At 72.1% G+C, this 19,217-nt stretch carries 19 protein-coding genes; 6 read left to right on the top strand and 13 right to left on the bottom strand.

The window, feature by feature from the left end:
* Window positions 1-4: 4 nt before the first annotated feature.
* From KUV85_RS09455 to KUV85_RS09465, 3 genes are read right to left on the bottom strand one after another with little or no spacing between them, the layout of a single operon-like run.
* On the bottom strand, window positions 5-1,048 hold the full coding sequence (locus tag KUV85_RS09455; protein ID WP_219959640.1) for a phosphotransferase family protein: 1,044 nt from the start codon (window positions 1,046-1,048) through the stop codon (window positions 5-7).
* Window positions 1,045-1,818: an SDR family oxidoreductase gene (locus KUV85_RS09460; protein ID WP_219959641.1), complete on the bottom strand. Its 774-nt coding sequence runs from the start codon at window positions 1,816-1,818 to the stop codon at window positions 1,045-1,047. The genes KUV85_RS09455 and KUV85_RS09460 overlap by 4 nt, the downstream gene beginning before the upstream one ends.
* Window positions 1,818-2,573: an SDR family oxidoreductase gene (locus KUV85_RS09465; RefSeq protein ID WP_219959642.1), complete on the bottom strand. Its 756-nt coding sequence runs from the start codon at window positions 2,571-2,573 to the stop codon at window positions 1,818-1,820. The genes KUV85_RS09460 and KUV85_RS09465 overlap by 1 nt, the downstream gene beginning before the upstream one ends.
* A gap of 56 nt (window positions 2,574-2,629) precedes the next feature.
* On the opposite strand from KUV85_RS09465, the gene KUV85_RS09470 reads away from it, so the two are divergent.
* Window positions 2,630-3,256 (top strand): TetR/AcrR family transcriptional regulator, encoded by a 627-nt coding sequence (locus KUV85_RS09470; RefSeq protein ID WP_219959643.1) that lies wholly within the window; start codon window positions 2,630-2,632, stop codon window positions 3,254-3,256.
* A gap of 106 nt (window positions 3,257-3,362) precedes the next feature.
* Here KUV85_RS09470 and KUV85_RS09475 read toward each other — a convergent pair whose 3' ends face one another.
* Genes KUV85_RS09475 through KUV85_RS09485 form a run of 3 tightly spaced genes read right to left on the bottom strand, consistent with a single transcriptional unit; the run spans window position 3,363 to window position 6,892 of the window.
* A complete protein-coding gene (locus KUV85_RS09475; protein ID WP_219959644.1) occupies window positions 3,363-4,469 on the bottom strand; it encodes a GuaB3 family IMP dehydrogenase-related protein in 1,107 nt (368 codons plus the stop codon).
* Between the two features lie 23 nt (window positions 4,470-4,492).
* Entirely contained in the window at window positions 4,493-6,001 is a 1,509-nt protein-coding gene (gene guaB / locus KUV85_RS09480; RefSeq protein WP_219959645.1) for an IMP dehydrogenase, read from the bottom strand.
* 9 nt (window positions 6,002-6,010) lie between these two features.
* Window positions 6,011-6,892: a GNAT family N-acetyltransferase gene (locus KUV85_RS09485; protein ID WP_219962887.1), complete on the bottom strand. Its 882-nt coding sequence runs from the start codon at window positions 6,890-6,892 to the stop codon at window positions 6,011-6,013.
* 94 nt (window positions 6,893-6,986) lie between these two features.
* On the opposite strand from KUV85_RS09485, the gene KUV85_RS09490 reads away from it, so the two are divergent.
* Window positions 6,987-8,477, top strand: coding sequence for an ArnT family glycosyltransferase (locus KUV85_RS09490; protein WP_219959646.1), 1,491 nt, complete (start codon window positions 6,987-6,989; stop codon window positions 8,475-8,477).
* Window positions 8,478-8,541: 64 nt separating this feature from the next.
* Here KUV85_RS09490 and groL read toward each other — a convergent pair whose 3' ends face one another.
* Both groL and groES read right to left on the bottom strand, forming a co-directional pair.
* Window positions 8,542-10,164, bottom strand: coding sequence for a chaperonin GroEL (groL, locus tag KUV85_RS09495; RefSeq protein ID WP_219959647.1), 1,623 nt, complete (start codon window positions 10,162-10,164; stop codon window positions 8,542-8,544).
* Window positions 10,165-10,252: 88 nt separating this feature from the next.
* The gene (groES, locus tag KUV85_RS09500) at window positions 10,253-10,546 is read right to left on the bottom strand and encodes a co-chaperone GroES (protein ID WP_219959648.1); all 294 of its coding nucleotides are present in this window, start codon (window positions 10,544-10,546) and stop codon (window positions 10,253-10,255) included.
* 222 nt (window positions 10,547-10,768) lie between these two features.
* On the opposite strand from groES, the gene KUV85_RS09505 reads away from it, so the two are divergent.
* Window positions 10,769-11,932 (top strand): THUMP-like domain-containing protein, encoded by a 1,164-nt coding sequence (locus KUV85_RS09505; RefSeq protein WP_219959649.1) that lies wholly within the window; start codon window positions 10,769-10,771, stop codon window positions 11,930-11,932.
* A gap of 6 nt (window positions 11,933-11,938) precedes the next feature.
* Here the strand turns inward: KUV85_RS09505 and KUV85_RS09510 are convergent, their stop codons facing one another.
* Both KUV85_RS09510 and KUV85_RS09515 read right to left on the bottom strand, forming a co-directional pair.
* Window positions 11,939-12,550 (bottom strand): MBL fold metallo-hydrolase, encoded by a 612-nt coding sequence (locus KUV85_RS09510; RefSeq protein WP_219959650.1) that lies wholly within the window; start codon window positions 12,548-12,550, stop codon window positions 11,939-11,941.
* A gap of 85 nt (window positions 12,551-12,635) precedes the next feature.
* Entirely contained in the window at window positions 12,636-13,739 is a 1,104-nt protein-coding gene (locus tag KUV85_RS09515) for an S-(hydroxymethyl)mycothiol dehydrogenase (protein ID WP_219959651.1), read from the bottom strand.
* 158 nt (window positions 13,740-13,897) lie between these two features.
* Between KUV85_RS09515 and KUV85_RS09520 the strand changes: the two genes are divergently transcribed.
* The 3 genes from KUV85_RS09520 (at window position 13,898) to KUV85_RS09530 (ending at window position 17,015) form a co-directional block, all read left to right on the top strand.
* Window positions 13,898-14,434, top strand: coding sequence for a SigE family RNA polymerase sigma factor (locus KUV85_RS09520; RefSeq protein ID WP_219959652.1), 537 nt, complete (start codon window positions 13,898-13,900; stop codon window positions 14,432-14,434).
* A complete protein-coding gene (locus tag KUV85_RS09525) occupies window positions 14,431-15,576 on the top strand; it encodes a hypothetical protein (protein ID WP_219959653.1) in 1,146 nt (381 codons plus the stop codon). The genes KUV85_RS09520 and KUV85_RS09525 overlap by 4 nt, the downstream gene beginning before the upstream one ends.
* Before the next feature lie 89 nt (window positions 15,577-15,665).
* Window positions 15,666-17,015: an HNH endonuclease signature motif containing protein gene (locus tag KUV85_RS09530; protein WP_219959654.1), complete on the top strand. Its 1,350-nt coding sequence runs from the start codon at window positions 15,666-15,668 to the stop codon at window positions 17,013-17,015.
* A 57-nt stretch (window positions 17,016-17,072) separates the two neighbouring features.
* Here the strand turns inward: KUV85_RS09530 and tsaD are convergent, their stop codons facing one another.
* The 3 genes from tsaD to tsaB are packed head-to-tail and all read right to left on the bottom strand — an operon-like array spanning window position 17,073 to window position 19,208.
* Window positions 17,073-18,119: a tRNA (adenosine(37)-N6)-threonylcarbamoyltransferase complex transferase subunit TsaD gene (gene tsaD, locus KUV85_RS09535; protein ID WP_219959655.1), complete on the bottom strand. Its 1,047-nt coding sequence runs from the start codon at window positions 18,117-18,119 to the stop codon at window positions 17,073-17,075.
* Entirely contained in the window at window positions 18,112-18,576 is a 465-nt protein-coding gene (gene rimI, locus KUV85_RS09540) for a ribosomal protein S18-alanine N-acetyltransferase (RefSeq protein WP_219959656.1), read from the bottom strand. Before rimI ends, tsaD begins: the two co-directional genes overlap by 8 nt.
* On the bottom strand, window positions 18,573-19,208 hold the full coding sequence (tsaB, locus tag KUV85_RS09545) for a tRNA (adenosine(37)-N6)-threonylcarbamoyltransferase complex dimerization subunit type 1 TsaB (RefSeq protein WP_219959657.1): 636 nt from the start codon (window positions 19,206-19,208) through the stop codon (window positions 18,573-18,575). The genes rimI and tsaB overlap by 4 nt, the downstream gene beginning before the upstream one ends.
* Window positions 19,209-19,217 lie beyond the last annotated feature (9 nt).

The following is a 19,217-nucleotide window of genomic DNA, read 5'->3' on the forward strand; positions in this document are numbered from 1 at the left end:
AGTGTCAACTCTCCTTGAGTGCGGTGAGGCCGGCGGCGAGCAGCGGGTGGATCGCGTCGCCGATGCTGTCGAAGCCCGGCCCGACGGTCTGGCCGTGGATGTAGCGGTAGTGGATGCCCTCGAGGATCGCGGCGAGCTTGAACGCCGCGAGGCCGAGGTAGAAGCCGAGGTGGCTCAGGTCGCGATCGCTGCGCTCGTCGTAGCGGGCGATGATCTCGGCCTCGGAGAGGAACCCGGGCGCCTTCGTCGCGTCCGCGACGACGTTCTCGTCCGCGTGCTCGGCCAGGCGGCCGTAGAGCAGCATCAGCGCCAGGTCGGTGACCGGGTCGCCGACCGTCGCCATCTCCCAGTCCAGCACGGCACGCAGGCGGTCCTCGGAATCGACCAGGACGTTGTCGAGCCGGTAGTCGCCGTGGACGATGCCCGGCACTGCGGTCGCGTCGACGTCGGGCGCGAGCGCCTCCAGGCGGGCATGGAGACGTTCGGCGTCGGGCAGGTCACGCGAGTGCGAGGCGGCGAGCTGCTTCTGCCACCGGGCGACCTGCCGGGTCAGGAACCCTTCGGGACGACCGAAGTCGGACAGCCCGACCGCGGTCGGGTCGACGTGGTGCAGGTCGACCATGGTGTCGACCAGTGCGGTCGACATGGTGCGGACCCGGTCGGCGCCGAGGGGGCGCAGCTCCTCGGCCAGCCGGTACGGCGTGCCCTCGACGGCCTCCATCACGTAGAAGTCGGCGCCCAGCACGTCCGGGTCGTCGCAGAAGCCGTACGTCGTCGGCACGGGGACCGCGGTGTCGGCCAGTGCCGACATGACGCGGTACTCCCGCCCCATGTCGTGTGCGGTGGCCAGCACGTGGCCCAGCGGCGGACGCCGCAGGATCCACTCCCGGGCGCCGTCGGTGACGCGATAGGTCAGGTTCGACTTGCCACCGGTGATCAGCGATGCGGCCAGGGCGTCGCCGTGGGCACCACTGACGTGGTCGGCGAACCAGGGGCGCAGCCGTTCGAGGTCGACGCCGGGCGGGTCGGTCCGTTCCTGATCACTCACAGCTGATCCTCCAGTCGTTGCCACAGTCGGTTCATGCCACCCAGCCATCGGTCGGTGGCGGCGGCCCGGCCGGCGTAGTAGTCGGCGACCTCGGGGTGCGGCAGGACGAGGAACTCCTCGCCGTCGAGCGCCTGCCGGGCGGCGGTCGCGACGTCCTCGGGGTCCAGCGCGGTGTCGCGGCTGAGCACCTCCTGCAGCGGGCCTGCGTTGCTGAGCATCTGCGTCCGCACGCCCTGGGGGCAGATCGCCTGGACGACCACGCCGTGGTGGCGGTAGGTCGCCGAGAGCCACTCGGCGAAGGCCACCGCGCCGTGCTTGGTGACCGAGTACGCCGGCGCCCCGAGCATGGTCAGCAGGCCCGCGGCCGAGGCGGTGACGACGTAGCGCCCCTCGCCACGCTCCACCCAGTCGGGGACCAGGAGGCGAGCGGTCCGCACGTGGGCCATCACGTTGACCTCGTGGGCCGCCGCCCAGTCCTCCTCCGCGGCGTCGAGCCCCTGGCCCCGGTCGATGCCGGCGTTGCCGAACCACACGTCGACGGCGCCGAGTTCCTCGCGGGCGGCCTCGACGAGCGCGCTCACGCCGTCGACGGAGGCAGCGTCGCCGGGCACCGCGGTGGCACCGATCTCCTCGGCGACGGCGCGCGTGGCCGCGGGGTCGAGGTCGTTGACGACGACGCGGGCGCCGTCGGCGGCCATGCGGGCGGCCAGGGCCCGGCCGATGCCGCGGCCGGCGCCGGTGACGACGACGCCCTTGCCGTGCAGGTCCATCACACGCCCCCGGTGAGGGTCAGGCCTCCGTCGATGACGAGGGTCTGGCCGGTGAGCCACGCGGCGTCGCCGCTGAGCAGGAAGGCGACCACACTGCCGATGTCGTCGGGGACCCCGAGCCGCTTGAGCGGGTAGGCGGCCGAGACCTGGTCCTCGCGCCCCTCGTAGAGCGCGGTGGCGAACTTGGTCTTGACCACCGCCGGCGCCACGGCGTTGACGCGCACGTCGGGCCCGAGCTCGACGGCGAGCTCCTCGGTGAGGTGGATGAGCATCGCCTTGCTGGCGCCGTAGAAGCCGATGTTCGGGGCGGGCTTGAGGCCGCCCACGGAGGCGACGTTGACGATCGATCCGCCGTGGTCGGCGAGCCAGGCGCGGTGGAGCTTCTGCACCCACGACAGGGCCGCGATGCAGTTGACGTCGACGATCTTGCGGGCGGCGTCGAGGTCCAGCTCGGTCAGCGGGCCGTAGGCGGGATTGATGCCGGTGTTGTTGACCAGCAGGTCGGCGCTGCCGAAGGTCTCGATCGCGGTCGCGATGACCTCGTCCTGGTGGGCGGGGTCGTCGGCGTGGCCGGCGATGCCGAGGGCGCGCTCCTCGCCACCGAGCTCGGCCACGGCCTCCGCGAGGGCGTCGGGCTTGCGGCCGGTGATGACCACGCGTGCCCCGTCGTCGACCAGGCGCTGGGCGATGGCGAGGCCGATGCCACGACTGGCCCCGGTCACGATCGCGGTCGAGCCCGCGAACCTCTCGGACATGGTGGCTCTCCTCACAGATTGACTAAGCGCTCGCTTAGCGGCAGGCTAGCGTCACCATGACCGGATCCGCAATGTCGTCCCGCTCACCGGGCCCGTCGGCGTCGTCCCGCTCCGACGCCACCCGGGCGCGCCTGCTCGACGCGGCGACCGCGGAGTTCGCCGCCAAGGGGTTCCACGGCACCACGACCCGGGACATCGCGGGTGCGGCCGGGATGAGCCCGGCGGCGCTCTACGTGCACCACCGCTCCAAGGAGGATCTCCTCTTCGCCATCTGCCGCATCGGGCACCAGCACTTCCTCGACCTGGTCCGCGACGCCGCGCGGGCGGCCACCGACCCCACGGCACGCCTGCGGGAGATCGCGCGCGCCTTCGCCCGCAACCACGCCGTGGAGCACACGCTGGCCCGCATCGTGAACTACGAGCTCGGCGCCCTCTCCCCCGAGCACCACGAGGAGGTCCTCCGCATCCGCCTCGCCATCGAGGACGAGGTCCGCACCGTGGTCGAGGCGGGCGCCACCGAGGGTGCCTTCGACGTCCCCGACACCGGCGTCGTCACGACCGCGATCCTGTCCCTGGGCATCGACATCGCCCGCTGGTACCGCGAGGACGGCCACTGGGACCCCGACCGCATCGCCGACTGGTACGCCGACCTGACGCTGCGACTGGTGGGCGCTCGGCCTTGATGGCCACCCCTACCGTCGGGACCATGAGCAACCACCGTGACGAGAAGCTGACGTCCGACGTCCGCCAGCTCCTCGGCTGACCGCGACCCGGCGCGTCGAGGCGGGCCTACTCGACGACGACCTCGACGCGCTGGAATTCCTTGAGCTCGGTGTAGCCGGTGGTCGCCATCGACCGCCGCAGCGCACCGACGAGGTTCATCGTGCCGTCGGCGACGCTGGAGGGGCCGAACAGGATCTGCTCCAGGGTGCCGACCGGCTCGAACTGGACGCGCTCGCCGCGCGGCAGCTCGGGGTGGTGGGCCTCGGCGCCCCAGTGGAAGCCGCGGCCCGGCACGTCGGTGGCGCGGGCGAACGGCGACCCCACCATCACCGCGTCGGCGCCGCAGGCGATTGCCTTGGAGACGTCGCCCGAGCGGCCGATGGAGCCGTCGGCGATGACGTGCACGTAGCGGCCACCGGACTCGTCGAGGTAGTCACGACGCGCGGCGGCCACGTCGGCCACCGCCGATGCCATCGGGACCGCGACGCCGAGCACCTTGCGGGTGGTGTGGGCCGCTCCCCCGCCGAAGCCGACGAGTACGCCGGCCGCACCGGTGCGCATCAGGTGGAGCGCCGCCTGGTGGGTGGCGCAGCCGCCCACGATGACGGGCACGTCGAGCTCGTAGATGAACTGCTTCAGGTTCAGCGGCTCGGCCTGGCTGCTGACGTGCTCGGCCGAGACGGTCGTGCCGCGGATGACGAACATGTCCACGCCCGCGTCGACCACCGTGCCGGCGAACTCCTTGGTGCGCTGCGGCGACAGCGACGCGGCGACCGTCACCCCGGACTCGCGCACCTCACGCACGCGCTCGGTGATCAGCTCGGGCTTGATCGGCTCGGTGTAGATCTCCTGGAGCTTGCGGGTGGCGTCCTCGCCCCGGAGCTCGGCGAGCTCGGCCAGCAGCGGCTCGGGGTCGTCGTACCGGGTCCAGATGCCCTCGAGGTTGAGCACGCCCAGGCCGCCGTGCTTGCCGAAGGCGATGGCGGTCTGCGGCGACATCACCGAGTCCATCGGCGCCGCCAGGATCGGCATCTCGAAGCGGTAGGCGTCGATCTGCCAGTCGACGCTCACCTCCTCGGGGTCGCGCGTGCGCCGCGAGGGCACGATCGCGACGTCGTCGAAGGAGTACGCGCGGCGGGCACGCTTGGCTCGGCCGATCTCGATGTCCGTCACGCCGGACAGCGTATCGGCCGCCCTCACCGGTGGTAGTTGGGCGCCTCGATGATCATCTCGATGTCGTGCGGGTGCGACTCCTTCAACGACGCCGAGGTGATCCGCACGAAGCGGCCCTTCTCCTGCAGCTCGGGGATGGTCTGTGCGCCGACGTAGAACATCGACTGGCTCAGGCCGCCGATGAGCTGGTGGGCGACACCGGCGAGCGGACCCTTGTAGGGCACCTGGCCCTCCACGCCCTCCGGGACGATCTGGTCGTCGCTGGTGACCTCGGCCTGGAAGTAGCGGTCCTTGGAGTAGGACTTCTTGCCGCGGCTGGACATGGCGCCCATCGAGCCCATCCCCCGGTAGGCCTTGAACTGCTTGCCCTGGTGGAACACGACGTCGCCCGGGGCCTCCTCGCAACCGGCCAGCATGGAGCCGATCATCACCGACGAGGCGCCGGCCACGATCGCCTTGGCGATGTCACCGGACTGCTGCAGTCCGCCGTCGGCGATGACGGGTACGCCGGCCGGCGCGGCGGCCAGGGAGGCCTCGTGCACCGCAGTGATCTGGGGGACGCCGCAGCCGGTGACGACGCGGGTGGTGCAGATCGAGCCGGGGCCGAACCCGACCTTGATCGCGTCCGCGCCGGCGTCGATGAAGGCCTGGGCGCCCTCGCGGGTCGCGACGTTGCCGCCGATGACCTGCACGTGCCGGGTGGCGGGGTCGGACTTGAGCCGCTTGACCATGTCCAGCAGCAGCGTCACGTGGCCGTGGGCGGTGTCGGCGACCAGCACGTCCACGCCGGCCTCGACCAGGGTCGTGGCGCGGTCCCAGGCGTCACCGAAGTAGCCGACGGCGGCGCCGACCATGAGCCGGCCGTGCTCGTCCTTGGAGGCGAGCGGGAACTGCTCGGACTTCACGAAGTCCTTGACCGTGATGAGTCCGCCGAGGCGGCCCTCCTCGTCGACCAGCGGAAGCCGCTCGCGCTTGTGGCGGCGCAGCAGCGTGGTCGCGTCGTCGCGGTCGATGCCGACGGGGCCGGTGACCAGCGGCATCGGCGTCATGACCTCGTCGACCTTGGTCGTGGCCCACTCCGCGACGGGGGTGAACCGCAGGTCGCGGTTGGTGCAGATGCCCAGCAGGCGGTTGTCGGTGTCGACGACGGGGAGGCCGGACACGCGGTACTGCCCGCACTTGTGGTCCAGCTCCTCCAGCGTCGCCTCCGGTCCAATGGTGACCGGGTTGGAGATGATGCCGGTCTGGGTGCGCTTGACCAGGTCGACCTGGTAGGCCTGCTCCTGGATGGACAGGTTGCGGTGGAGGATGCCGATCCCGCCCTGCCGAGCCATCGCGATGGCCATGCGGGACTCGGTCACGGTGTCCATCGCGGCGCTGACCACCGGCGACTTGATGACGATGTCGCGGGTGAGCCGGGTGCTGGTGTCGATGTCGTCCGGCACCAGGTCCGAGTGCCCCGGCAGGAGCAGGACGTCGTCGTAGGTGAGACCGACCGCGGCGAACTTCTCGGGTACCTCAGGCACGTCCATGCAGCGAGTCTAGGACCGCACCGCGGGCGCCTTCACATCGGCAAGGGGGATGCGGACCACGAGGCTGTCCCCCGACATCCGGATGCGTCCGCGGAGGCCCGCCGAGAGCACGACGGGCAACACGGCACGGCTCGTGGCCGGGGCCGTCAGCACCACCTCGGCGACGTCGCGGGTGCGGGCGATGCGGACGACGTCGGCGAGGAGTCGCCGTCCGATGCCGCGGCGCTGCCAGCGGTCGTCGACCCAGAGGTCGACCTGCCAGGCAGCGTCCTCCTCGGCGCCCGGCGTGACGCTCGCACGGCCGACCACGGCACCCGCGACGAGCGCCGTGACGGTGCCCTCGGAGGCGACGTACTCCGGCGCGAGCTCGCCGGGCGCCGCCGTCGGCTCCGGGGGCCGGACCCGTTCGATGACCTCGGTGACCAGTTGCGCCATGGCCGCGCCGCGCGCGTGCTCGGTCGCGGTGAAGGGCGTACTCCGCCGCACCTGCACGACCGCGGGGCCGACCGCGAGCTCCATGACGTCCTCGGCCCGGTCGGCCGGCTCGGTGTCGGCGTCGAAGAGGCGCGCCACGACCTCGGGGAACGACGCCGGCTGCGCCAGTACGGCGCGGGCCGCGTCGACGTAGCGGGTGGGTTGGTCGACGACCGCGGCCTCGGAGCAGGGCAGCGCGACGCCGAAGGTGCCGCCGGCGGCGGCGACCAGCGGTGCGAAGTCCTCCTCGGCCCATGCCTCCGGCGACCGGACGACGAGCTCGTCGGTCACCGTGCCCGAGGCGGGTGTGAAGACCTGCACGGTCAGGATGTTGACCCCGGCGGCGCCGCACTCGCGCGCGAGCGCGGCCAGCGTGCCCGGCCGGTCGGGCAGCGTGACGCGGATCCTCCAGAGCATGGCGCCAGCCTCGTGGCGTCGTGTTGCCGGGAGGGGTCATGACCGTTTCGGCGATGTCAGAACGTGGGGCGCAGACACCTGAGAGGGTGGCGCCATGCAGCGAGGCGACCTCCGGCGCTGGGTGGTGCCCGTCGCCGCCGTGGCGGCACTGGCGCTGCGGCTGCCCGGACTGGCCGGTCCGGTCACCTCCGACGAGGCCGGGTTCACCATCGTCGCCCGCACCTGGGACCCGGCGCCGGACAGCGTCTACGGCCCCCACTTCGTGGACCGTACGCCGCTGCTGATCGCCGTGTTCCGGGTCGCCGACCTCGTCGGGCCGGTGTGGGCCGTGCGCCTGCTCGGCGCGCTCGGTGCCGCCCTCACCGTGGTCCTGGTCGCCGCTGCCGCTCGCTCGGTGGCCGGCCCGTCAGCTGCCCGCTGGAGCGCGGTGGTCGTGGCCGCACTGGTGACGACACCGTTCATCGACCCCGTCTCGGTCAACGGCGAGCTCCTCGCCCTCCCGCTGCTGGCGGGCTGCCTGTGGGCGTCGTTGCGCGCCACCGCCACCCACACGACCCACCCGGTGGCGTGGAGCGTGGCCGCGGGCTGCGCCGGCATGCTCGCGGTCGGCATGAAGCAGAACCTGGTCGGCGGCCTGGTCTTCGCCGGCGTCCTGGTGGTCGTCCGTTCCTTCCGCGGCGGGCTGCCACGCCGTGACGGGACGGCCGCGCTGGCGGGCCTGGCCGTCGGCGCCGCGGCACCCGTGGTCGCGCTCGTGGCATGGACAGTCGCGGCAGGTGTCGACCTCGGCACCCTGTGGCACACCGTCTACGGCTTCCGGGCCGAGGCCTCGCGGGTGCTGGAGGACGGTGACCACGGCGCGACGTACCAACGACTGCGGATGCTGCTGGTGGTCGCGGTGGGCTCGGGCATCGCGGCCGTGCTGGTCGGCCTCGCGGTGCAGCTGCCGCGGGCCTGGCGCGCCGACCCGGGAGTGACGGCGGCGACCGCCGCCATGGTCGTGGTCCAGCTCGGTGGACTCGTCGGCGGGGGCAGCTACTGGCGCGACTACCTGTTCCCCCTCGTGCCGACCGTCGGCATGGCGCTGGCACTGCTCAGCCTGCGGCACGGCGGTCGCACCGGGACGAAGACCCGGGCCATCGTGGCGGTCGCGGTCGGCTCGACCGTCGTGGGCTTCGTCGGCTGGACGGTGTCGGCGGACTGGGGCGCCGTGCCCGCGGACGGCGAGCGGCTCGGCCGCACGATCGGCGCCGCCGCCGACCCGGGCGACACCATGGTGGTCTTCGGCGGCCACGCCGAGGTGGCGTACGCCGCGGGGACGACCACGCCCTACCGCCACCTGTGGAGCCTCCCGATGCGCACGCTGGACCCGGAGTACCGCGAGCTCGGCGAGGTGCTGGCCGGGCCCGACGCCCCGGTCTGGTTCGTGCAGTGGTGGTACGTCGGGACGTGGAGCGAGGACGGCGGCCGCCGGATCGCGGAGGCGGTCGGTGACCGCTACGAGCTGCACGCCACGTGCGGGGAGGACAAGGAGGTCTTCCTGCGCCGCGACGTCGAGCGCCCGCCGCTGCCCTGCACGGACTGACCCCGCAACGACGAACGGCCCCGCTCCGGTCGGAGCGGGGCCGTTCGTGACGGAGTGGGACGGCTCAGTGGCCGTGCCCGTGCCCGTGGCCGGCGCCGGCCGGGGCCTGCTCCTCTTCGGGCTTGTCGACGACCAGCGTCTCGGTCGTCAGCAGCATCGCCGCGATCGAGGTGGCGTTGACCAGAGCCGAACGCGTCACCTTGACCGGGTCCAGCACGCCCTGGGCGACCAGGTCGCCGTACTCGCCGGTGGCGGCGTTGTAGCCGTTGCCGACGCCGAGCTCGCGGACCTTGGTCGTGATGACGTAGCCGTTCTCGCCACCGTTCTCGGCGATCCAGCGCAGCGGCTCGTCGACCGCCTTGCGGACCACCCGCACGCCGATGGCCTCGTCACCGGTGTAGCCGAGGTCGTCCTCGAGCACCGCGGCGGCGTGGATCAGCGCGGAGCCACCGCCGGGCACGATGCCCTCCTCGATGGCCGCGCGGGTCGCCGAGACGGCGTCCTCGATGCGGTGCTTCTTCTCCTTCAGCTCCACCTCGGTGGCGGCACCGACCTGGATCACGCAGACACCGCCGGCGAGCTTGGCGAGGCGCTCCTGGAGCTTCTCGCGATCCCAGTCGGAGTCGGAGTTCTCGATCTCGGCCTTGATCTGGTTGACCCGGCCCTCGACCTCGGTCGCGTCGCCGTTGCCGTCCACGATCGTGGTGTTGTCCTTGGTGACCACGACGCGGCGGGCCTGGCCGAGCACCTCGAGCCCGGCGCTCTCCAGCGAGAGGCCGACCTCCGGCGCGATGACCTGACCACCGGTCAGCGTGGCGATGTCCTGCATCATCGCCTTGCGGCGGTCACCGAACGCGGGGCTCTTGACCGCCACGGCATTGAAGGTGCCCTTGATCTTGTTGACCACGAGCGTGGACAGGGCCTCGCCCTCGACGTCCTCGGCGAGGATGAAGAGCGGCTTGCCGGCCTGCATGACCTTCTCCAGCAGCGGCACGAACTCCTGGATCGAGGAGATCTTGCCCTGGTGCAGCAGGATGTAGGGGTCGTCGAGGACGGCCTCCATCCGCTCGGTGTCGGTCACGAAGTACGCCGACAGGTAGCCCTTGTCGAACTGCATGCCCTCGGTGAAGTCGAGCTCGGTGCCCATGGTGCTGGACTCCTCGACGGTGATGACACCGTCCTTGCCGACCTTGTCGAAGGCCTCGGCGAGCAGGGCGCCGATGCGCTCGTCACGGCTGGAGATGGTGCCGACCGACGCCATCTCCTCCTTGGTGTGGACCGGGTTCGCGGCCTCGAGCAGGGAGTCGCTGACCTTCTCGGCGGCGGCGTCCATGCCCCGCTTGAGGGCCATCGGGTTGGCGCCGGCCGCCACGGCACGCAGGCCCTGGTGGACCATCGCCTGGGCGAGCACGGTCGCGGTCGTGGTGCCGTCACCAGCGACGTCGTTGGTCTTGGTGGCGACTTCCTTGGTGAGCTGCGCGCCGAGGTCCTCGAACGGGTCGTCGAGCTCGACGTCGCGAGCCACGGTGACACCGTCGTTGGTGATGGTCGGGGCGCCCCACTGCTTGTCGAGGACGACGTAGCGGCCCTTGGGGCCGAGCGTCACCTTGACGGCGTTGGCAAGGGCGTCGACACCGCGCTCCAGCGCGCGGCGGGCACCCTCGTCGAACTCCAGAATCTTGGGCATTCACTGCTCCTTGTGAAGGGATCGAGTTCTGACGTGCCCGGCGCCCGGCTGGCACGGCGCAATGCCGCCAGCCGGGATGCCGGGTACGTCAGGAGATGACGGCGAGGACGTCGCGGGCGGAGAGGATGAGGTACTCCTCGCCGGCGTACTTGACCTCGGTGCCACCGAACTTGCTGTAGATGACCTTGTCGCCCTCGGCGACGTCGACGGGCACGCGGTTGCCGTTGTCGTCGACACGGCCGGGGCCGACGGCGAGGACCTCGCCCTCCTGCGGCTTCTCCTTGGCGGTGTCGGGAATGACCAGACCGGAGGCGGTGGTCTCCTCCGCCTCGAGGGTCTTGACGACGATCCGGTCCTCGAGCGGCTTGATGTTGATCGACACGGGATCAACCTCCCCTTTCTTGGGATGTTCTCGCTGTGTGTTCCAGCAACGGGTGGAGGGCGAGCCCTCCGAGGTCTGGGCCTGCTGGAGTACGCCGTCGCGGGTGCCGCACTCGTCGCAAGCACTGGCACACTCCACTGGAGAGTGCCAATGCAGAAACTAGCACTCACCCCCAACGAGTGCCAGAGCCGGTCCGGTTCCGGCGTCTGACACGATCGGCGCGTGGATCTCGACAGCTTCCGAGCCCTGCTCACCGACGACGGGCAGGCACTGCTGGCCCGTGCCGCCGACCTCCGCGCGGACGGGGACGAGCTGTCGGTGCAGTCCCGGCTGCGCCGCGAAGCCGACCCGGCCGTGGTGGCGGCAGCGCTCACCCAGCTCGACCTGCGGGAGCGGGCGGTGGCGAAGTTCGGCCCGGACGCCCAGCGGATGTACTTCACCCCCGACGGACTCGAGCAGGCCACGCGCCACACCGTCGCCACGCACCGCGCCGCCCGGCTCCAGGCCTTCGGCACGCGCACCCTCGTCGACCTCGGCTGCGGCATCGGCGGCGACCTGCTCGCCGCGGCACGCGCCGGCGTCGTCGTCGCCGGGGTCGACCAGGACCCGGTGCGGGTCGCGGTCGCCGAGGCCAACCTCGCCGCGCTGGAGCTCCCCGGCGCCGTCCAGGTCGCCGACGCCACCGCGATCGACCACACCGCCTTCGACATCGCGTTCGCCGACCCGGCACGACGCACCGGGGCCGGACGGAGCTTCCGCCCCGAGGACTGGACGCCGCCGTGGACGTGGGTCGAGACCCTGCTGGCCCGCGACGCCTGCGTGAAGGTGGCACCGGGCATCCCCCACGACCTGGTGCCCGACGGCGTCGAGGCCGAATGGGTCAGCGACGGCGGCGAGGTGAAGGAGGCCGCCCTGTGGGCCGGCCGCACCGCGACCTGCGCACGTCGCGCCACCGTGGTGCGCGACGGCGGCCTGGCGACGCTGACCGAGGAGGACGACCCTGGCGCGGAGGTCCGCGAGGTCGGTGCGCACCTCTACGAGCCCGACGGCGCCGTGATCCGCGCCGGCCTGGTGACCGCGGTCGCGGCCGGCGTCGACGGCGGGCTGGTCGACCCCCACATCGCCTGGGTCACCTCCGACAGCGCCTTCCGTACGCCGTTCGCCCGCGGCTACCGCGTGGTCGAGGAGCTGCCCTACCGCGAGAAGCAGCTCAAGGCCGCCCTGCGCGAGCGCGGCATCGGCCGGGTGGAGATCAAGAAGCGGGGCGTGGACGTCGTACCCGAGCAGCTGCGCAAGCGGCTCGACCTGACCGGTGACGCGGCGGCGACCCTGGTCCTCACCCGGGTCGCCGGCCGCGGCACCTGCCTGCTTGTCGAGCCGTTCTGAGGCCGGTCAGCGGCCGAGGGCCTCGATCTCGGCACCGATCGTGGTGTCGGGCCCGTGGCCGGTGTGCACCACGGTGTCCTCGGGCAGGTCGAAGAGCTGCGCCCGGATCGAGGCCTCGAGGGTGGGCAGGTCGGAGTAGGAGCGCCCCGTCGCGCCCGGGCCGCCCTGGAAGAGCGTGTCACCGGTGAAGACGCAGCCCAGCTCGGGAGCGTGGAAGCACACGCCACCGGGTGCGTGCCCGGGGGTGTGCAACGCGATCAGCGTGATCCCGGCGACCGCGATGCGCTGACCGTCGGCGAGGTCGACGTCCCACAGCTGGTCGGGGTGGGTGAGCTCCCACAGCGGACGCTCGTCGGGGTGGAGCAGGATCGGCGAGCTCACCCGCTCGCGCAGCTCCGGCGCCACCCGGCAGTGGTCGTCGTGCGCGTGAGTCAGCAGGATCGCCTTGATCGTGCGATCCCCCACCAGTTCGAGGATGTCCTCCACCGAGTGCGGGGTGTCGATGACGACGCACTCGACGTCGTCGCCGACCACCCAGGCGTTGTTGTCGACCTGGTGGGTCTCCCCGTCCAGGCTGAAGGTGCCGCTGATCTCGGCGTGGTCGATGCGGGCCGCCATCAGATCTCCTTCCGTTCGCTCGCAGTTCGATCGCTGCGTTTCCGCGTGTGCTCGCGCTCAGCGGCGCCGCGGTCTCTCGCTTCGCTCACAGGACCACCACCGAACGCAGCACCGAACCCTCGTGCATCTTGTCGAACGCCGCCTCGACGTCGCCGATGCCGATCTCCTCGGTCACGAACGAGTCCAGGTCCAGGCGGCCCTGCTGGTAGAGGTCGACCAGCATCGGGAAGTCACGGCTGGGCAGGCAGTCGCCGTACCAGCTCGACTTCAGGGCGCCACCACGGCCGAAGACGTCGATCAGCGGCAGGTCCGGCACCTTCATGTCCGGGGTCGGCACCCCGACAAGCACGAGTACGCCGGCCAGGTCGCGCGCGTAGAACGCCTGCTGCCACGTCTCCGGACGGCCGACGGCCTCGATGACCACGTCGGCGCCCTCGGCGCCCTCGTAGGTCTCCGCACAGATGCGGGCGATCTCGGGGACCGGGTCGGTCGCCGAGGAGTCGATGGTGTGCGTGGCGCCCATCTGCTTCGCCGTCTCCAGCTTCTGAGGGTCGATGTCGACGGCGATGATCGGGCTGGCACCGGCGAGCGCGGCGCCGGCGATCGCGGCGACGCCCACGCCGCCGCAGCCGATGACGGCCGCGGACTTGCCCCGCGTCAGCGCCCCGGTGTTGATCGCGGACCCGATGCCGGCCATGACGCCACAACCCAGCAGCCCCACGGCCGCGGGACGGGCCGAGGGGTCGACCTTGGTGCACTGACCGGCAGCCACGAGCGTCTTCTCGGCGAACGCCCCGATGCCCAGCGCGGGCGAGAGCTCGGCACCGTCCTCGACCAGCGTCATCTTCTGGGTGGCGTTGTGGGTGGCGAAGCAGTACTTCAGGTCACCGCGCTTGCAGGCGCGGCACTCACCGCACACCGCGCGCCAGTTGAGCACCACGAAGTCGCCGGGCGCCACGTCGGTCACGTCGTCGCCGACCGCCTCCACGACACCGGCCGCCTCGTGCCCGAGGAGGAAGGGGAACTCGTCGTTGATCCCGCCCTCGCGGTAGTGGAGGTCGGTGTGGCACACCCCGCAGGACTGCACCTTCACCACGGCCTCCCCCGGCCCCGGGTCGGGGACGTTGATCTGGACCACTTCGACCGGAGCGCCCTTCGCGCGGGCGACAACTGCGTTGACCTGTTGCATGGTGCCAACCTAGGGGACATGGCAAGGGTTCGTCGGCCCCGGTGGGCGCCTCGCTGGCGCACCTCGGGCGGCCGCGCCGAACTCGTGGCGGGACCGTTGCAACCGTTGGCGCCCGGAGTGCGTCTGGAGAGCATGGACCACGCACCGGGAGGACGCCGATGAGCCGGCGGCAGCGCGCCGCCGAGCGCGACGCGGAGTTCGCCGACTACCTGGCCGCACGCCAGCCGGCGCTGCTGCGGACGGCGTACCTCCTCACCGGCGAGCGCGCCGAGGCCGAGGACCTGCTGCAGACCTCGCTGGCCAAGCTCTACCTGGCCTGGGGCAGGGTCCGCGACAAGGGTGCGACCGACGCCTACGTACGCCGGATCATGGTCAACGAGCTGAACTCGCTGTGGCGCCGTGCCTGGAAACGACGCGAGGTCACCACCGAACAGGTGCCCGAGACCGCGCCGCACCACGACGACGCCTTCGACGGCACCCACGACGAGCTGTGGCAGGTGGTGCAGTCACTGCCGGAGCGGGCGCGCGCCGTGGTGGTGCTGCGCTACTACGAACAGCTGAGCGAACCCGAGGTCGCCGACGTCCTCGGCATCTCGGTGGGCACCGTGAAGTCCCAGTGCAGCCGGGCGATGGCGACACTGCGCGAGCGCGTGCCCGCCCACCTCCACCCCGGTCACGAGGAGGACGACCGATGAGCGACCACGATCCCTGGGAGTCGGCCATGAGCCGCGACTTCGATGCCCGGGTGCGCGACCTCCACGAGGCACCACTGGACCTGCGCGACGTCCGGGACACCGCCCGCTCCATCAGGCGTCGCCGCCGCGCCACCGCCGCCGGCGGGGTGCTGGCCGCTGCCGCGATCGTCGTACCGGTCGCACTGCTGGCCGGCCTGCCCGGCACCGAGGACCGCAGCGGCCCCGGCCCGGCCGAGGACCCGACGACGCCCGGTGAGACCGCGGTCGTCGAGCCCGCGGAACCGACCTACCTCGCCGAGGGCACCTGGCACCGCGCCGACGGCAGCACCGTGGACGTGCCCGACGAGGGCTACAACGAGGCCGTGATCTGGGACAACCGATTGGTCGCGCTGCGGTGGGACGGTGACAACTCGATCGCGGACGTCATCACCGAGGACGGCACGGTCGTGGAGTCCTTTGCCGTCCAGACCGGGAGCATCGCGGTCAACGAGGAGGGCACGACCCTGGCGTGGACCGACGGCGACGGCGAGATCATGGTCCGCTGGGAGGATGGCCGGAGGACCGTGGGCGTGGAGCGCGGCCGGGCGGTGGGGAGCCCTGTGATCGCCGTGACCGGCGACTGCAGTGCAGGTCCCACCGAGTGCACCATCTACACCAAGCACGCGGCGTACACGGCCGGGCCGGGGACCGTCGAGCCGCCGCTGGGCGGTCGGCCGACCTACAACGACGCCCGTGCTGGTCTCCTGACCCTGACCGAGGAGGTCTCCGACGACTCCTCGTGCGGCTCGATCTTCGACATCACCGGGGATGACCGCCGTGTTCGTGGGTGCGAGCACACCTTTGCCGGCATCGCACCGGGAGGCGAGTACGTCCTCGGCCTACCCAGCTATCTCGATGGCATCGGCCCCGGGAGGGCGGCAATCCTCGACGCCGCCACCGGAACAGAGCTCGCCAGGTACGACGACACCACGGTGATGCGGACTGCCTGGGTCGATGAGTCGCGCCTGCTGATCGATGCCTACGACTACGACGACCGCGTCTGGCGCCTGCTGACCCTGGCCCCCGACGGCAGCGTCACGCAAGTGGCGGGCCCGGTTCCCGGCGAGGACATGGACAATCCGTTCACCGTGGTGCGCCGCTGACCCGTCGGCGCAACTCGCTGCTCGGGACTCGTCCACAGGCCCCTTTGGTGTGGGGTCGAGATGTCGGTGGCCGGTGATCTACTGAACCCATGTCCACGCAGCCGACGCCTTCCGACTCCACCGCGGAGTTGTTGGTTGCGCTGCGTGAGCAGGAGCAGGCCAAGCGCGACGCCGAGATCGCCTCGGCACGTCACATCGTGGCCTGGGCCGGACTCAACACCGTCCAGGAGTCGGCGGACGCGGCCACGATCAGTGATGGGTACGTCGACACCGGCGTCCCGATCGCCGGTGAGGGCGCCCCGCTCGTCAGCGAGTTCGCGCTGATGGAGCTGTGCGCCGTCCTCGGCCGCTCGACCGTGGGTGGGCGGGACCATGTGGGGAAGGTCCTCGAGACCGCCTACCGGCTGCCCTCGATCTGGCAGGCCGTGCTCGCGGGACGGGTGCCGGTGTGGCGAGCGCTCAGGATCGCCGAAGGAACCCGACTCCTCCCATCCGACGCCGCCGCCCACGTGGACCGGCACCTGGCCACGTTCGCGGCCACCTGCACCTTCGCCCAGGTCGACCGGCTCGTCGAGGAAGCACTGGCCCGGTTCGACCCCACCGCCGCCGAGCAGCGACGCAGGGAGGCCGCCGACGGGCGCCGGTTCGACGTCCACACCCGCGACGCCGACATCTCCGGCACCGTCGCCGTCGACGGGATCCTCGACACCGCCGACGCCCTCGACCTGGACGCCGCGATCAGCGACCGCGCCCGAGAGCTCGCCGACCTGGGCTGTGATGCCTCACGCGGCGTACGCCGCTCCATGGCCGCCGGCGACCTCGCTCGGGGCGATCAGTCCCTGGGTCTCGACACGCGATCGCTCGTCCCTCACGAGCGCGGCTCGACCACCAAGAACCGGACCACCACCACGACGAGCCGCCGCACCGTCGACCTGCACGTCCACCTCACCGACACCGCCCTCACCGGGGCGGGCTCGACCACCGACGGAGTCGGACGGTTGGGCAACACCCGGACCCCGATCACCACCGAACAGGTCCGCGACTGGTGCGGCACCCCGGGCACCACCGTCATCGTCCGCCCCGTCATCGACCTGACCGGCCACGAGCCCGTTGAGGCCTACGAGATCCCCGACCGCCACCGCCGCCACGTGCAGCTCCGCGACCCCCACTGTGCCTTCCCCCACTGCCAACGCCGCGCCACGCGTTGCGACCTCGACCACGCCACACCCCACGCCGCGGGTGGCTCGACATGCCCCTGCAACCTGGTCCCAATCTGTCGAAGTCACCATCGAGCGAAGACCCACTCCACGTGGGGCTACACCGTCCTCGACCCCGGCCAGTACCTCTGGACCAGCCCCCACGGCCACCAGTACCTCGTCGACCACCACGGCACCCGCACCCTCGACAGGCTCGACCACCGGCAGACCCACCGACGATGACCCCGCCGCCACACCCCGCCCACGAGCGGGGCCAGCGGCATGCGCGGTGGCGGTCGATCAGGCGAGGACGTCGGTGACCGGCAGGCTGGAGTCGGCCGGCAGGTCGAAGGCGGACGGCGTACGCCCGCGGGTGACCATCTCCGAGCCCAGGGCGGCGACCATCGCGCCGTTGTCGGTGCACAGTCCCGGACGCGGCACGCGCACCCGGATGCCGAGGCCCTCCGCACGCGACTCCGCCATCGCGCGCAGCCGGGAGTTGGCGGCGACGCCGCCGCCGATCAGCAGGTCGTCGATGCCCTCGCTGGAGGCGGCATCGAGCGCCTTGCGGACCAGCACGTCGCACACGGCCTCCTGGAAGGACGCGGCCACGTCGGCGACCGGCACCGACTCGCCGCTGCGTTCCTTCGCCTCGACCCAGCGCGCGACCGCGGTCTTGAGGCCGGAGAAGGAGAAGTCGAAGCGGTGCCGCTCCAGGTCGCGCCGGCTCGTGAGTCCGCGCGGGAAGTCGATCGCGACGGTGTCGCCCTCGCGGGCCGCCTTGTCGATGTGAGGCCCACCGGGGAACGGCAGACCGAGCACCCGGGCCACCTTGTCGAACGCCTCGCCCGCCGCGTCGTCGATGGTGGCGCCCATCGGGTCCACGTCGCCGCTCACGTCGGCGACCCGCAGCAGGCTGGAGTGGCCGCCGGAGACCAGCAGCGCCAGGCAGGGCTCGGGCAACGGACCGTGCTCGAGCTGGTCGACCGCCACGTGCGCCGCCAGGTGGTTGACGCCGTAGAGCGGCTTGCCCAGGCCGAACGCGAGGGCCTTCGCCGCGGCGACCCCGACCAGCAGCGCACCCGCCAGTCCCGGGCCGCTGGTGACGGCGACCGCGTCGACCTCGTGGAGGCGCACGCCGGCGCTGTCGCAGGCGCGCTCGATCGTCGGCACCATCGCCTCGAGATGGGCGCGACTCGCCACCTCTGGCACCACCCCGCCGAACCGGGCGTGCTCCTCGACGCTGCTCGCCACGGCGTCGGCGAGCAGCGTGTTGCCGCGCACGATCCCGACACCGGTCTCGTCGCACGAGGTCTCGATGCCGAGCACGAGCGGTCCGTCAGTCATCGCCGTCATTCTCCAGTCCTCGCTCCAGGACGAGGGCGGTGACCCCGTCGCGGTAGTAGCGCGGCCGTCGCGCGATCTCGACGAACCCCTGCGCGTCGTAGAACCCCCGACCCTGGTCGTTGTCCTCACGGACCTCCAACAGCATCCGCCGGGCCCCGTCGGGCACGGCCAGCCCGATCGCGTCCTCGAGCAGGGCGCTGCCGATGCCGAGCCGACGGTCACCGGGCTGCACCACGATCCGCTGCAGCTCGGCGACGTCGTCGACCACGCTGACGGCGATGTAGCCCACGACGCCGTCCTCGTGCTCGGCGACACGGAACCGGGTCGTCGGCCACCCGCCGGCCACTCCGTCGGTGACCATCGCCCGGGACCACGCACTGACCGGGAACGCGTGCTCCTCCAGGGCGGCGACCGGTTCGACGTCGCCGCCGCTGGCCGCACGGACCGCGAGGTTCACGACACCTGCTTGGGCGGCCGCGGCGCGGCCGTGTCGGGCCGGCGGAGGTAGAGCGGCTCGGGGTCGGTGAGCGGCGCGCGCTCCTCGGCGACGGTGCGCGCCAGCCACCCGGCGCTGGGCCGCAGCGGCTCGCGGCCGTCGGGGAACTGGTCGGGATAGAGCGTGGCGCCCTCCCCCACGACCGGCGCCTGCGTGGCCACGTCGACGGGCTTGCGGACCTCCGGCCCGCCGGTGCGTACGCCGTCGGCGTAGGTGGCGACGTACACCTCCCGCCGCCGGGCGTCGGTCGCCACGACGAACTCCTCCGGCACCGCACCGGTGTCGATCGCCTGCACGGCGAGCACGTCGAGCGAGCAGACGCCGTACACCGGGACGTCGAGGGTGTGGGCCAGCGTCCGCGCCGTCACCAGGCCGACCCGCAGGCCGGTGAAGGGACCGGGCCCGACACCGACGGCGAGGGCGGTGAGGTCGCGCGGCACCACGCCGACGGCGTCCAGCACCCGCTGGATGGTCGGCATGAGCTGCTCGCCGTGCTTCATCGGCTGCTGCGAGACCTCCTCGGCCACCACGTCGGTGCCGTCGTGCAGCGCAGCCGTCACCGTGGGCGAGGAGGTGTCGAAGGCGAGCAGCACGCCGTCGAG

This window comes from Nocardioides panacisoli (assembly GCF_019448235.1).
In the GTDB taxonomy this organism is placed as follows: Bacteria; Actinomycetota; Actinomycetes; order Propionibacteriales; family Nocardioidaceae; genus Nocardioides; species Nocardioides panacisoli_A.

Coding starts and splice junctions, on each gene's coding strand:
- guaB (WP_219959645.1), bottom strand. CDS start 6,001: ATGGACGTGCCTGAGGTACCCGAGAAGTTCGCCGCGGTCGGTCTCACC.
- KUV85_RS09465 (WP_219959642.1), bottom strand. CDS start 2,573: ATGTCCGAGAGGTTCGCGGGCTCGACCGCGATCGTGACCGGGGCCAGT.
- KUV85_RS09515 (WP_219959651.1), bottom strand. CDS start 13,739: ATGCAACAGGTCAACGCAGTTGTCGCCCGCGCGAAGGGCGCTCCGGTC.
- KUV85_RS09520 (WP_219959652.1), top strand. CDS start 13,898: ATGAGCCGGCGGCAGCGCGCCGCCGAGCGCGACGCGGAGTTCGCCGAC.
- KUV85_RS09510 (WP_219959650.1), bottom strand. CDS start 12,550: ATGGCGGCCCGCATCGACCACGCCGAGATCAGCGGCACCTTCAGCCTG.
- KUV85_RS09525 (WP_219959653.1), top strand. CDS start 14,431: ATGAGCGACCACGATCCCTGGGAGTCGGCCATGAGCCGCGACTTCGAT.
- KUV85_RS09485 (WP_219962887.1), bottom strand. CDS start 6,892: ATGCTCTGGAGGATCCGCGTCACGCTGCCCGACCGGCCGGGCACGCTG.
- tsaD (WP_219959655.1), bottom strand. CDS start 18,119: ATGACTGACGGACCGCTCGTGCTCGGCATCGAGACCTCGTGCGACGAG.
- KUV85_RS09530 (WP_219959654.1), top strand. CDS start 15,666: ATGTCCACGCAGCCGACGCCTTCCGACTCCACCGCGGAGTTGTTGGTT.
- KUV85_RS09470 (WP_219959643.1), top strand. CDS start 2,630: ATGACCGGATCCGCAATGTCGTCCCGCTCACCGGGCCCGTCGGCGTCG.
- groL (WP_219959647.1), bottom strand. CDS start 10,164: ATGCCCAAGATTCTGGAGTTCGACGAGGGTGCCCGCCGCGCGCTGGAG.
- KUV85_RS09460 (WP_219959641.1), bottom strand. CDS start 1,818: ATGGACCTGCACGGCAAGGGCGTCGTCGTCACCGGCGCCGGCCGCGGC.
- KUV85_RS09490 (WP_219959646.1), top strand. CDS start 6,987: ATGCAGCGAGGCGACCTCCGGCGCTGGGTGGTGCCCGTCGCCGCCGTG.